The sequence below is a fragment of the Variovorax sp. CCNWLW235 genome, from assembly GCF_037204085.1.
Lineage (GTDB): Bacteria > Pseudomonadota > Gammaproteobacteria > Burkholderiales > Burkholderiaceae_C > Variovorax.
On sequence record NZ_JBBCBW010000026.1, the window covers coordinates 1 to 12,822 of the forward strand.

Here is a 12,822-nt window from a genome sequence, read left to right on the forward strand (position 1 = left end):
CCAAGTCCTCTTCGAGGACTGTTTCAACCAGAATGTCGACATCCAATCCATCGTTGCACTTGGGATTTGAGACCGCCCTTACTTTCTTTTGGCGAAGCAAAAGAAAGTGAGTCCGCCGCCGGGCGGAATCCCGGCCTCGGAACTCAAGAAAACCAAAGAAAAATCAACCCCACCGAGGCACAGCCTCATCCTTCAACTGCTGCCGCAACAACCCATAGTCCGGCACCACACTCTCCACCGTCTCCCAGAACCGATGCGAGTGATCCATCACCCGCAGATGCGCCAGCTCATGCGCAACCACATAGTCGATCACCGGCAGGCGAAAGTGAATCAACCGCCAGTTCAGCCGAATCGACCCATCCACACTCGCACTGCCCCACCGGGTGGCGGCATTCGACAACGACAGCTTCTGCCACCGCACTCCAAGCCGCGGCGCAAAGTGATCGAGCCTTTCGATGAACAGCCGCCGCGCCTGCCGCATGAGCCAGGCCTGGGCGGCATCGCGGATCTGCGAGGGCTCGGCGTTCTGCGCCACGGCCAGGCGCAAGATGCGCGGCCCGGTGCCGTCGCCGCCCGCCTCATCGAGCGTGCCGCCGACGCTTGCAAAACCGTGCTTCGGGTCGAGGCGAATCACGACCGGTTCGCCCATGAATGGAAACTCCGCGCCGTCTTTCCACTCGATGCGTGTGGCCTCGACGCGTGCGTGGCGTTGCCGCGTTTCGAGCAGCTTGCGGATGATCCAGTCGGCCTTTTCCTGGATGGCGGCGTCCACGTCGCGCAGCGTGACCCAGCGCGGCGCGCGCACTGACAAACCTTCGGGACCGACCAAGAAGCCGATGGTCTTGCGCTTGCCGCGCTTGAACTCATAGGCCACTCGCGCTGAACCCAGCACCGTTTCGCGCGTGGCCTGCGGATGCACGAAGCTCGCGAGCGTCAGCGTGTCGCGCAGCGGAATGGCGGGCAAAGCGGCGGGGCCGGCGTTGTCTTGCCGCTGGGCATCGGCCACAGGAGGCGAGGCAGCCAACGGCGTCGCCACCGGCGGCGCGGCCTTCTTCTTCACTTTTCGCGGCTTGCGCTCGGGCGGCTTGGGCGGCGCAAACTCGTTGCCCAGCCCTTCGAACAAATCCATCGTGAACTGAAGCAGTCCCCGCATCTCGGGCTTTCTCTTCAGTGCACTTCTGGCGCCGCCTGCAGCGGCGGGCTGTCGCGATAAGCCTCTGGGTCGAGCCGGCGCATTTCCGATTCGATCCAGGCCTCGACTTCGCGCATCAGCTCATCGGGCTTGCGGCCGACGCTGGGAATGGCCGGGCCGATCGACACGTCGACCACGCCGGGGCGCTTGATGAAGGCCTTGCGCGGCCACACCTTGGCCGAAGTAACGGCCACCGGAATCACAGGCACGCCGGTTTCGCATGCGAGCCGCGTGCCGCCGCTCTTGTAGGTGCCCTTCTGGCCGCGCGGAATGCGGGTGCCTTCGGGAAACATGATGATCCAGATGCCCTGCGCAAGCAGCTTGCGGCCCTGGTTCACGACCTTGTTGAAGGCCTGCGCACGCTGGCTGCGATCGATATGGATCATGTCTAGCCGGGCCATGGCCCAGCCGAAGAAGGGCACGTAGATCAGTTCCTTCTTGAACACGAAGGCCAGCGGATGCGGCATCAGCGTGGGCATGAGGAAGGTCTCGAACGTGGACTGGTGCTTGACCAGCAAGACCGCGCCGGCGAGCTTGTCGGTCGGCAGGTTCTCCATGCCGGTCACGCGGGTCTTGATGCCCAGCAGCACGCGTGCGCCGCCAATGGCCCAGCTGAGCCACTGCACTGCCATCCAGTAGAGCGGTATGCCTCGCTTCCAGAGGGAACTGACGCACATGATGATGCCCCACGGCACCACGGTGACGAGCATCCACAGTGCATGGACAACGGAACGGAGAAACGCCATCAGACAGCCACCTGCAGTGCGGCCTGCGCTTCGCGCGCAAGCAAAAAGTCGACAAAGGCGGCGAGGTTCTCGTGAACCATGGTGTTCGCCGGGTATTCGGGGGGCAGCGGGTCGACGCCGATGCAGGCGGCGCCCATGCCCGTGAGCAAAAGATGCGGCTCGCAGCCCGCGGCGGCGCCCGCCTGCAGGTCGCGCAGGCTGTCGCCCGCGGTCGGCACGCCCTGCAGATCGATGCCGTAGCGGTCGCCGATCTGCAGGAACAGGCCCGGCTTCGGCTTGCGGCAATCGCAGTCCTCGTCGGGACTGTGCGGGCAATAGAACACCGCATCGACCTTGCCGCCCACGGCCGCGAGCATCTTGTGCATCTTGGCGTGCATGGCGTTGAGCGACGCCATGTCGAACAGGCCGCGGCCGAGGCCCGACTGGTTGGACGCGATCACCACGTGCCAGCCCGCATGGTTGAGCTTGGCCACGGCTTCGAGCGCACCGGGCAGCGGCGTCCACTCGATGTCGCTCTTGACGAAATCTTCGCGGTGCACGTTGATCGTGCCGTTGCGGTCGAGGATGACGAGTTTCATGGCGTTGGCAAAAAAGCCCGTACTGCTTCGCTTCAGACTGCCAGCCGCTCGAGTTGAGCCACGCGGTTCATCGCGGCGTGCAACGACATCAGCAAGCCCAGCCGGTTGAGGCGAAGGTCGGCCTGCTCGGCATTGACCATCACGCCGTCGAAGAAGGCATCGACCGGCTCGCGCAGCGCGGCCAGGGTCTGCAGCGACGCGGTGTAGTCGCCGGCATCGAACTGCGCATTGGCCGCGGGTACGACCTCAGCCATGGCGGCGTGCAGCGCCTTTTCGGCGGGCTCCTGCAGCAGAAGTTCGCTGACGTGCGCGTCGGCCTCGGGCGCCTTCTTGAGGATGTTGCCGATGCGCTTGTTGGCCGCAGCCAGCGCGGCGGCGGCGGGCAAGGCGGCAAAGGCGCGCACTGCCGCCAACAGCTTGGGCACTTCGCCCAGGCGCTGCGGGCGCGGTGCCAGCACGGCGTCGACCTCTTGCGCGCTGGCGCCCTGCTCGCGCAGGCTGCCGGCCAGGCGGTCGAGAATGAAGTCTTGCAGCTCGACCGTGGCCTTGCCGCTGTCGAAGCCGTCGATGTCCTTGAACTGCGCGGCGGCGTCCTGCAGCAGCGCGTCGAGCCCCAGCGGCAGGTCTTTCTCGATCAGCATGCGGATCACGCCCAGCGCATGGCGGCGCAGCGCGAACGGATCGCGGTCGCCGGTGGGCAGGTTGCCGATGCCGAACATGCCGACCAGCGTCTCGAGCTTGTCGGCCAGCGCAACCACCAGGCCGACGGTGTTGCGCGGCAGTTCGTCGCCCGCAAAGCGCGGCTTGTAGTGGTCTTCGATGGCGTCGGCCACCGCGGCGGACAAGCCGTCGTGCAGCGCGTAGTAGCGGCCCATGGTGCCCTGCAGTTCCGGGAACTCCCCGACCATGTCGGTCACGAGGTCGGCCTTGGCGAGCTGGGCAGCCTGCACCGCCTGCGCGGTGAGCGTTGCATCTGCCGATTGCTCCGCTTGCGCCAGCTGCGCCGCAATGCCGCGCGCAATGCGCATCACGCGCTGCACGCGTTCGCCCTGCGTGCCCAGCTTGTTGTGATAGACCACCTTGCCGAGCGATTCGACGCGTGAGGCCAGAGATTTCTTGCGGTCCTGGTCGAAGAAGAACTTGGCGTCGGCCAGGCGCGGGCGCACCACGCGCTCGTTGCCGCCGACCACCGCGCTCGCGTCTTCGGGGCTGATGTTGCTGACCACGAGGAACTTGTTGGTGAGCTTGTTCGATGCGTCGAGCAGCGGAAAGTACTTCTGGTTGGCCTTCATCGTGAGGATGAGGCACTCCTGCGGCACTTCGAGAAACTCGCGCTCGAAGCTGCACACCAGCACGTTGGGGCGCTCGACCAGTGCCGTGACTTCGTCGAGCAGCGCGTCGTCATGAATGGGCACCGTGCCGCCGCCCACCCGCACGGCCGCAGCCGCGAGCTGGCGCGCAATTTCGGTGCGGCGGGCTTCAAAGCTGGCGATGACCGCGCCGTCGTCCTGCATCTGCAGCGCGTAGCTATTGGCATCGCGCAGCACCACGGGGTCGACCGCCGCCTCGAAGCGGTGGCCGTGCGTTTCGCGGCCCGCATGCAGGCCCAGCGCCTCGACGGGCACCACGGCGTCGCCATGCAGCGCCACCAGCCCGTGGGCGGGGCGCACGAAGCTCACGCTGCTCCAGCCGGGAAGCTCGCAGCCGCTTTCGAGCTGGTAGCTCATTACCTTGGGAATCGGCAGCTTGGCGATGGATTCGGCCAGCGCTTTCTGCAAGCCTTCGGTCAGCGTGGCGCCCTTGGCAGTGCTTTCGTAGAAGAGGGCTTCGGCCTTGCCGTCCATTGCGCGCTTCAGGCCGGGCACGGCCGAGGCATCGGCGCCGAGGGCGGCCAGCCGCTTGAGCAGCGCGGGCGTGGGCTGGCCCGAGGCGTCGAGCCCCACGGCCACGGGCATGAGCTTTTGCGACACGGCCTTGTCGGCGGCGCGCTCGGCTACATGCGTGAGGTGCGCGGCCAGGCGGCGCGGCGATGCGTAAGCGGTGAGCACCGAGGCGGGCTCGGCGAGCCCCTGGGCCACGAGCTGGTCGCGCAGGCCGTTGGCGAAAGCATCGCCGAGTTTCTTCAACGCCTTGGGAGGCAGCTCTTCAACGAAGAGTTCGACCAACAGATTCTTTTGCACGCTCGTCATCGCTCAAGCCGCCTTCTTCGTGATTTGTGCAACCCACTCGCGCGGCGCCATCGGGAAACCGAGCCGCTCACGGCTCTCGTAGTAGCTCTGCGCCACGCTGCGCGCAAGGTTGCGGATGCGGCCGATGTAGGCCGCGCGCTCCGTTACGCTGATGGCGCCGCGCGCGTCGAGCAGGTTGAAGCTGTGCGCGGCCTTGAGCACCTGCTCGTAGGCCGGCAGCGCGAGCTGCTCCGTCATGAGGTGCTTGGCCTGCTTTTCGTGCGCGTTGAAGGCGGTGAACAGGAATTCGGCATCGCTGTGCTCGAAGTTGTAGGTCGATTGCTCGACCTCGTTCTGCTTGTACACGTCGCCGTAGCTCAGGCCTTCGGTCCAGGTCAGGTTGTAGACGTTGTCCACGCCCTGCAGGTACATGGCCAGGCGCTCCAGGCCATAAGTGATTTCGCCGGTGATGGGCTTGCAGTCGATGCCGCCCACCTGCTGGAAATAGGTGAACTGCGTCACCTCCATGCCGTTGAGCCACACCTCCCAGCCCAGGCCCCAGGCGCCGAGCGTGGGGTTCTCCCAGTCGTCTTCCACAAAGCGGATGTCGTTCTTCTTCAGGTCGAAGCCCAGGGCTTCCAGGCTGCCGAGGTACAGCTCGAGGATGTTGCTGGGCGCCGGCTTGAGCACCACCTGGTACTGGTAGTAGTGCTGCAGGCGGTTCGGGTTCTCGCCGTAGCGGCCGTCCTTGGGGCGGCGGCTGGGCTGCACGTAGGCGGCCTTCCAGGGTTCGGGGCCGAGGGCCCGCAGGAAGGTGGCGGTGTGCGAGGTGCCCGCGCCCACTTCCATGTCGTACGGTTGCAGCAGCGCGCAGCCCTTGTCGGCCCAGTACGACTGCAGTTTGAGAATGATTTGCTGGAAGGTCAACATGAAGCTGGCCGGCGCAGGCCGGACATTTGGACGGTAGCGCGGCAATGCGCCGCGAAAGCGGACGATTTTACGGTCGGAGGGCAACTCTCCCACAGCAAGCCGGGATGGCGGCTGCCGGCGCGGCGCCCCGGGCCGTGCGACAAAGGCGGGCCGGTTGCATGCAATCGCCTTTTCCAAGTCTTTTTCCGACCTTTTTCCCCGCGCCTTCGGCATTGCAACGTTCGGCCGGGCACTCCTTTCCCCTGCTCCCATCGACATGCTGCCGCCCCAAATCGGTCCGAATTCCCCCCTGTTCATCGTTCTCAACGCCGGCTCGGGCAACGCGGACACCGCCGAGACTCGCCGGATCATCGAGGAAGGCTGCGCCGCGGCCGGCCGCAAGCACCGCATCTTTCTTGTGGATGAGCGCACCACGGTGCAGGCGCTCGCGCGCGAGGCGGTCGAGCGCGCCCGCGCTGTCGGCGGCGTGGTGGTGGCCGCGGGCGGCGACGGCACCATCAACACCGTGGCGCAGGCCACGCTCGGCAGCGGGCTGGCTTTTGGCGTGCTGCCGCAGGGCACCTTCAACTATTTCAGCCGCGCCCATGGCATTCCGGGCGATACGGCCGAGGCGCTGCAGGTGCTGCTGACCGCGCAGCCGAAACCCGCGCAGGTGGGGCTGGTGAACGACCGCGTGTTCCTGGTCAACGCCAGCATGGGGCTGTACGCCGAGCTGCTGGAAGAGCGCGAAAGCTACAAGGCACGCTACGGCCGCAGCCGCTGGATCGCTTTTTTTGCAGGCCTTTTGACCGTGATGCGCGGCCATCGGCTCTGGAACCTGCGCATGGCTTGGCGCGGACAGGAGCGCGACATTCGCACACCGACGCTTTTTGTCGGCAACAACCCGTTGCAGCTGCTGCAGGTCGGCATCGAGCATGCCGACGCTCCCGAAAACGGTCAGCTGGCGGCCGTGGTGCTGAAGCCGACGGGCGCGCTGGCAATGCCCGGCCTTCTGGTGCGCGGCGCGCTGGGGAGGCTTGGGAGCGCCGACGAGGTGCTGAGCTTTCCGTTCGAGTCGATGACGGTGAAGACCGGCCGCCTGCATTCCCCGCGCCGCGTGAAGGTGGCCACCGACGGGGAGGTCGCCTGGACCGAGATGCCGCTGCTGTTTCGGGTGTCGCCCGAGCCGCTGTGGCTGGTGCGGCCCGATTCCGCACCCGAGTTGGAGGCCGCCAAGCAATGAGCTGCCTGCTTCAGATTTCAGACACGCATTTCGGCACCGAGCAGCCCGAGGTGATGGAGGCGCTCGAACGGCTTGCGCAGGCTCTCTCGCCGCAGGTGGTGGTGCTCTCCGGCGACATCACCCAACGCGCCACGCGGGCGCAGTTTGCAGCGGCCCGCGCGTTCGTCGACAGGCTGGCGGCGCCGGCGTTGGTGGCCATTCCCGGCAACCACGACATTCCGCTCTATCACCTGCCGGCGCGGCTGTTCTCGCCTTATGAAAGGTACGCCGAAGCGTTCGGAAACGATCTGGAGCCGATGTTCGAATCCGCCGAATGGCTGGTGGTTGCGGTCAACACCACGCGCTGGTACCGGCACGAGGACGGCGAGGTTTCGCCCGAGCAGATCGAGCGTGTAGCGGCCCGGCTGGCGTCTGCCTTGCCTTCGCAGTTGCGCGTGGTGGTGACGCACCAGCCGGTGATGGTCACGCGCCAGGAAGACATGCACAACCGGCTGCACGGCCGCGAAACGGCTGTGGCGCGCTGGAGCCACGCGGGGGCAGACCTGATCCTGGGCGGCCACATCCACCTGCCCTTTGTGCGCTCGCTGCACGACGCCTATGCGGGTTGCCCGCGCACGACATGGGCGGTGCAGGCCGGCACGGCCGTGTCGTCGCGCGTGCGGGCGGGGCATCCCAATTCGGTGAATGTGCTGCGCATGGAGAACATTGGCGGTACCCGCGTTTGCCAAGTGGAGCGGTGGGACCATTCGGCGGTTCACAAGGCCTTTGTGTGCGGCAAAGTATTGCGGCTTCGGCTTGCCAGCGGAGCGGCGCTCCCTTAGGGTGCCCCGCATGCCAACGGAAGCCCCTGCCCTCGTTCTTCTCGCCCGCCAGTTCGGCGAGCATGCCCTTGCCTGGTTCCTCTGTGTTTTTGCGGTGTCGGTGCTGGGCGCCGGCATCGCCTGCCGGCTGCTGCAGCGCCGCCGCGCCAGGATTTCGTCGAGCGACGAGCCTGATGAGCCGCGCGTGGCAGCCGGGCTGGCGCTGGGTTTTGTGCTGATTCTTGCGGCGGCGAGCCTGGTGGCCTACATCGCATCGATGCTGGGCGACGGGCGCCTGCTCGGCCTGGCCGACCAGGCACTGGCCGATGCCATCGGCGAGCATGTGCCGTGGGCGGCCCTCGTGGCTTTCAGCTGGCTCACGCACCTGGGCGATGCCGAACTGCTGGCGCCTGTGTGCGTGGTGCTGGCCCTTGTGCTGTGGCGCAACGCGCACCGAGGCTTGGCCTTGGGCTGGGTGATGGCGCTAGGCGGCATCGTGCTGCTGAACCCCGCGCTCAAGCGCATCTTCGCGCGGGCACGGCCGCTGCACGACCATGGGCTGGCGCTGGAGACGAGCTTCAGCTTCCCGAGCGGCCACAGCGCGGGCGCGATCGTGAGCTACGGCATGCTGATGTATTTGGCGCTGCGCCTGTTGCCAGCGCGCTGGCATGTGCCGGCGGCCATGGCCGCCGCCGCAGCCATCGTCACCATTGCATGCAGCCGCGTCTTTTTGCAGGTGCATTTTGCAAGCGACGTGGTGGCCGGCCTGCTGACCGGCCTGGCCTGGCTGCTCGTGTGCGTGAGCAGCCTCGAATACGCGCGGCACCGCAAGCGGCGGCGCATCCGCCCCTGAACGGAATAGATCGAGAAGATCTTCGCCAGGAACACCGCGGAACCGGCTTTGCCGGGCCGCTGGTGTTGCCCCCTCGAGGGGGAGGCGGCTACACGAAGTGAGCCGCTTCGGGGGTGGGTCAATATTCCCAGAAGATGCGCTGGAGTTCCTTGGTGTCGCTGGTCTTCGTCAGTGCGACCATCGCCAGGATTCGAGCCTTCTGCGGGCGCAGGTCGTGCGCCACCACCCAGTCGTACTTGTCGTCGGGCTGCTCGGCATTGCGGATCACGAAGCCGTCGGCCACGCGCGAACTGCGAATGATGATGGCGCCGTCGGTGCGTGCCTTCTGCAGGTTGGGCACGATGCGGTTGGCCACCGAGCCGTTGCCCGTGCCGCCGTGGACGATCGCCTTCACGCCGCTCTTGGCGAATGCATCGATGGCGATGGAAGAAACACCCTCGTAGCCCATCGCAATCTCGACCGCCGGCAGCGTGTTGATGCTGTCGATGTCGAACTCCGAGTTCATGGTGTGGCGCTTCACCGGTGCACGGAACCAGTAGTTCTTGCCCTCGACCACCATGCCCAGCGGGCCCCACTGGCTGGAGAAGGCGCTGGTCTTGATGTTGACGTTCTTGCTCACGTCGCGGCCGCTGTCGATGTTGTCGTTCATCGTCACCAGCACGCCCTTGCCCGCCGCGTCCTTGCTGCCGGCCACGCTGACAGCGTCATACAGGTTGAGCGCGCCGTCGGCCGACAGCGCCGTGCCCGGGCGCATCGAGCCGACCACGACGATCGGCTTGTTGGTGCGCACGGTGAGCGTGAGGAAGAAGGCGGTTTCTTCCAGCGTGTCGGTGCCGTGGGTGATGACGATGCCGTCCACGTCGGCCTGCTTGGACAGCGCGGACACGCGCTTGGCCAGCGTCAGCAGGTTGTCGTTGGTCAGGCTTTCGGAAGCGACCTGGAACACCTGCTCGCCGCGCACGTTGGCAATTTTCGAGAGCTCGGGCAGGCCGGCAATCAGCTTGTCGACGCCGACCTTGGCGGCCGCGTAGGTGGCGCTGTTCACGGCCGAGGCGCCGGCCCCCGCGATGGTGCCGCCGGTGGCCAGGATCACCACATTGGGCAATGCCTGCTGGGCTTGCGCGAGCGCGCTGGCCGCAAGCAACGCGGCGCCGGCCGCGAAGGCCCTGAAACGGGGAGAAAGGTACATGAAAGAACTCCTTTGTCTTGAATGAATTTCTGGAAGCGGCGAGAAGATACATGAACCGTGCCCGCATGCTCTTCGCTTCCATGCCGGCATGGCATGCGGCCATGCGCCTGGGATTACCATCGCCGGGCGCACCGCCGCAAATACATGCCAATGAACGCCGATCCCGCCGCCCTTCCCCCGACCACCGCCCAGGAAATGCCCGCCCCCGAGGGCCCGCTGTCGCGTGCGCGGCCGGGGCGCGAGCGCATCATGGCGGCGATCCGCACCGCGGCCGTGACCGAGTTCAGCCTGCACGGGCTCAAGGGCACCTCCACCCAGGCCATTGCCGCGCGCGCCGGCCTTACCAAGCCCCAGCTGCACTACTACATCGCCGGCAAGGAAGAGCTCTACGAAGAGCTGCTGATGCAGGTGCTGCATGCCTGGAAGGTGGTGTTCTCGTTCGAGGACGCGAGCGATCCGGGCACGGTGCTGGGCGACTACATCCGCAAGAAGCTCGACCACGCATTCGACAACCCCGAGATCTCGCGCATCTTCACGCGCGAGGTGCTCGACGGCGGCCGCAACCTCGACCGCTATTGGCCCAATGCCCGGGCGTGGACGCAGAAAAAAGTCGACGTGATCAACGGCTGGATCGCGCGCGGGCAGATGCGCCCGCTCGACGCGCGCCTGCTGCTGATGCACATCTGGGCCATGACCCAGAGCTATGCCGACTACGCAATACAGACGCGCGTGATGCTCGGCCTGCCGCCGGACGCGCCGATCGACCGCGAGCCGATTGCACGCGAGCTGGTGGCCTTTGTGCTGGGCGGCTGCGGCATCAAGGCCTAGCCGCGCCGCTCATGACGCGCCGACTATGAAGCCTTGGCTTCCCAGGCGCGGCCCGACGGGTCGGCCAGCGCAAGCCGCATCATCTCGATGAAGCGGCGCAGCCGCGCCGGCTGGAACCGCGCATGCGGATAGATCAGATAGACAGGTAGCGCCGCCACACGCCACTGCGGCACAAGCTGCACCAGCCGGCCACTGGCGATGTCGTCATTCATGAGCCAGGCCGAACCTATGCAGGCGCCAAGACCCATGCGCGCCGCGCTTTGCAGCGCATAGAGGCTGTCGGTGCTCATGCGCGGCCGGATGGGCACGTGCGCAATCTCGCCAGACGGACTGTGGGTGAGCACCACTTCGTTTCGATAGAACGTGCGCAGCGCGATCCACGGCAGTTCGGCCAGTTCCGATGCATGCGTGGGCGGCTTGCGCCCGGCCAGCACCGAGGGCGCGGCCACCACCACGCGCGGCACTTCCGACAGCTTGATGGCCACGGCCATGGTGTCGGTCACCTCGCCGACCTGAATGGCGCAATCGACGCCTTCCGCAATGAAGTCGGGCCGGCGGTCGTTCAGCAGCCATTCGACGGACACCCGCGGGTATGCGCGCAGGTAGTCGGCCAGCGGCCCGACCAGCAGCAGTTGCCCCAGCGCATGCGGCGCCACCACGCGCAGCGTGCCCTCGGGCTCGTCGCCCACGCCGCGCAGGTCAGCCTCGAAGGCGTGCCAGTCGGCGACCAGCTCCCTCGCCCGCTCGTAGCAACGCTCACCATCCTCCGTGAGCTTCATGGCATGGGTGGAGCGGCGCAGCAGCCGCACACCCAGCGAGCGCTCCAGCGCCTGCAGCCGCCGGCTCACGGTGGGCTGGGTGGCGCCCATCTGCTGGGCAGCGGCCGAGAGGCTGCCAGCCTCGACGATGTGAATGAAGGTCTGCATCAGCTCGATGCGGTCGGCGGCGGGGGAAGAGGTCGACATCGTTGTCTTTATGCGTGTGACGTATAGGCATTGTGCGATCTTCAGGGCTACCAAGCCACGCCTCAGAGGCGCACATTTCAACCCTCGCTCAGTATTCAAGGGTTAACGCCATGTCTTCCATTCAACAAACGCATGCACCGGCCGCCGCTGCACCGGCGGCACGCGACCTGCCCGCGTCGCTGGTGCTGCTGCTCGCCACAGGCGCGGGGCTGTCCGTGGCTTCGCTCTACTACGCCCAACCGATGCTCGGCGTGCTGGGCGCGGACATCGGCGCCTCCGCGCGGTCCGTCGGGTTCATTCCCACGCTCACGCAGCTTGGCTACGCGCTGGGCATCCTGCTGCTGGCACCGCTGGGCGACCGCTACGACCGGCGCCGCATCGTGCTGGCCAAGGCGGCCGCGCTGTGCGCCGCGCTGCTGGTGGCCGGGGCCGCGCCGTCCATCGGCATGCTGCTCGCAGCCAGCCTGGCCATCGGCTTGGCGGCCACGATGGCGCAGGACATCGTGCCCGCCGCCGCCACGCTGGCGCCTGAAGCCTCGCGCGGCAAGACCGTGGGCACGGTGATGACGGGGCTTCTGCTCGGCATCCTGCTGTCGCGCGTGGTGAGCGGCTTCGTGGCCGAGCACTTCGGCTGGCGCACGATGTTCATTGCGGCGGCGGCCAGCATCGCGCTCATCGGTGCGGCGGCCTGGCGCGGCCTGCCGCGCTTCAGGCCCACCACGCACCTGGCCTATGGCGCGCTGCTCGGATCGCTCGGCACCCTGTGGTCGCGCCACGGCGCCCTGCGCCGCGCAGCGCTGGCACAGGCGCTGCTGGCGGTGGGCTTCAGCGCCTTCTGGTCGACGCTGGCGGTCATGCTGCACGGCGAGCCGTTCCACCTGGGCAGCGCGGCAGCGGGTGCCTTCGGCCTTGCTGGCGCCGCGGGCGCTCTGGCTGCGCCGCTGGCCGGACGGCTGGCCGACCGCCGCGGCCCGGAACTGGTGACGCGGCTCGGCGCAGGGCTGGTGGTGGTGTCTTTCGCGGCCATGGGGTTTGCGCCGCTGCTGCCGCCGCATGCGCAGCTCTGGCTGCTGGCGCTTGCCGCAATCGGCTTCGACCTGGGCATGCAGGCGGCACTGATTGCGCACCAGACCATCGTCTACGGCATCGAGCCCGGTGCACGCAGCCGGCTCAACGCGGTGCTGTTCACCACCATGTTCATCGGCATGGCCGCCGGCTCGGCGCTGGGTGCGCTGGCGCTCGCGCAGTGGGGCTGGGCGGGTGTGACGTGGCTGGCAACCGGCACGGCCGCGGCGGGGCTGGGCGTGCGGCTCTGGCGCGGAAAGGCGGTTTAAAGGCCGTCTCATAGCCG

Annotated in this window: 12 protein-coding genes; 5 read left to right on the forward strand and 7 right to left on the reverse strand. The window is 67.1% G+C overall.

Going from position 1 to position 12,822, the window contains the following annotated elements; genetic code table 11:
* Positions 1–163: 163 nt before the first annotated feature.
* Genes V9L21_RS22545 through glyQ form a run of 5 tightly spaced genes read right to left on the reverse strand, consistent with a single transcriptional unit; the run spans position 164 to position 5,614 of the window.
* The gene (locus V9L21_RS22545; protein ID WP_443305424.1) at positions 164–1,153 is read right to left on the reverse strand and encodes a M48 family metallopeptidase; all 990 of its coding nucleotides are present in this window, start codon (positions 1,151–1,153) and stop codon (positions 164–166) included.
* A gap of 14 nt (positions 1,154–1,167) precedes the next feature.
* Positions 1,168–1,938, reverse strand: a complete 771-nt coding sequence (locus tag V9L21_RS22550) for a lysophospholipid acyltransferase family protein (RefSeq protein WP_337315103.1) — start codon at positions 1,936–1,938, stop codon at positions 1,168–1,170.
* Positions 1,938–2,516: a D-glycero-beta-D-manno-heptose 1,7-bisphosphate 7-phosphatase gene (gmhB, locus tag V9L21_RS22555; RefSeq protein ID WP_126748264.1), complete on the reverse strand. Its 579-nt coding sequence runs from the start codon at positions 2,514–2,516 to the stop codon at positions 1,938–1,940. The genes V9L21_RS22550 and gmhB overlap by 1 nt, the downstream gene beginning before the upstream one ends.
* A 32-nt stretch (positions 2,517–2,548) precedes the next feature.
* A complete protein-coding gene (gene glyS, locus V9L21_RS22560; protein ID WP_337315104.1) occupies positions 2,549–4,705 on the reverse strand; it encodes a glycine--tRNA ligase subunit beta in 2,157 nt (718 codons plus the stop codon).
* Between the two features lie 3 nt (positions 4,706–4,708).
* Positions 4,709–5,614, reverse strand: a complete 906-nt coding sequence (gene glyQ / locus V9L21_RS22565) for a glycine--tRNA ligase subunit alpha (RefSeq protein ID WP_055808465.1) — start codon at positions 5,612–5,614, stop codon at positions 4,709–4,711.
* 256 nt (positions 5,615–5,870) lie between these two features.
* On the opposite strand from glyQ, the gene V9L21_RS22570 reads away from it, so the two are divergent.
* Genes V9L21_RS22570 through V9L21_RS22580 form a run of 3 tightly spaced genes read left to right on the forward strand, consistent with a single transcriptional unit; the run spans position 5,871 to position 8,489 of the window.
* On the forward strand, positions 5,871–6,836 hold the full coding sequence (locus tag V9L21_RS22570) for a diacylglycerol/lipid kinase family protein (protein WP_337315105.1): 966 nt from the start codon (positions 5,871–5,873) through the stop codon (positions 6,834–6,836).
* Positions 6,833–7,657, forward strand: coding sequence for a metallophosphoesterase family protein (locus V9L21_RS22575; protein ID WP_337315106.1), 825 nt, complete (start codon positions 6,833–6,835; stop codon positions 7,655–7,657). The genes V9L21_RS22570 and V9L21_RS22575 overlap by 4 nt, the downstream gene beginning before the upstream one ends.
* Positions 7,658–7,667: 10 nt before the next feature.
* A complete protein-coding gene (locus V9L21_RS22580) occupies positions 7,668–8,489 on the forward strand; it encodes a phosphatase PAP2 family protein (protein ID WP_337315107.1) in 822 nt (273 codons plus the stop codon).
* Positions 8,490–8,607: 118 nt separating this feature from the next.
* Here V9L21_RS22580 and V9L21_RS22585 read toward each other — a convergent pair whose 3' ends face one another.
* Positions 8,608–9,678: an asparaginase gene (locus V9L21_RS22585; protein ID WP_337315108.1), complete on the reverse strand. Its 1,071-nt coding sequence runs from the start codon at positions 9,676–9,678 to the stop codon at positions 8,608–8,610.
* A 150-nt stretch (positions 9,679–9,828) separates the two neighbouring features.
* Here V9L21_RS22585 and V9L21_RS22590 point away from each other — a divergent pair, with 150 nt between their 5' ends.
* Positions 9,829–10,506, forward strand: coding sequence for a TetR family transcriptional regulator C-terminal domain-containing protein (locus V9L21_RS22590; RefSeq protein ID WP_337315109.1), 678 nt, complete (start codon positions 9,829–9,831; stop codon positions 10,504–10,506).
* 23 nt (positions 10,507–10,529) lie between these two features.
* Here the strand turns inward: V9L21_RS22590 and V9L21_RS22595 are convergent, their stop codons facing one another.
* The gene (locus V9L21_RS22595) at positions 10,530–11,471 is read right to left on the reverse strand and encodes a LysR family transcriptional regulator (protein ID WP_337315110.1); all 942 of its coding nucleotides are present in this window, start codon (positions 11,469–11,471) and stop codon (positions 10,530–10,532) included.
* 110 nt (positions 11,472–11,581) lie between these two features.
* Here V9L21_RS22595 and V9L21_RS22600 point away from each other — a divergent pair, with 110 nt between their 5' ends.
* Entirely contained in the window at positions 11,582–12,805 is a 1,224-nt protein-coding gene (locus V9L21_RS22600; protein ID WP_337315111.1) for an MFS transporter, read from the forward strand.
* Positions 12,806–12,822 lie beyond the last annotated feature (17 nt).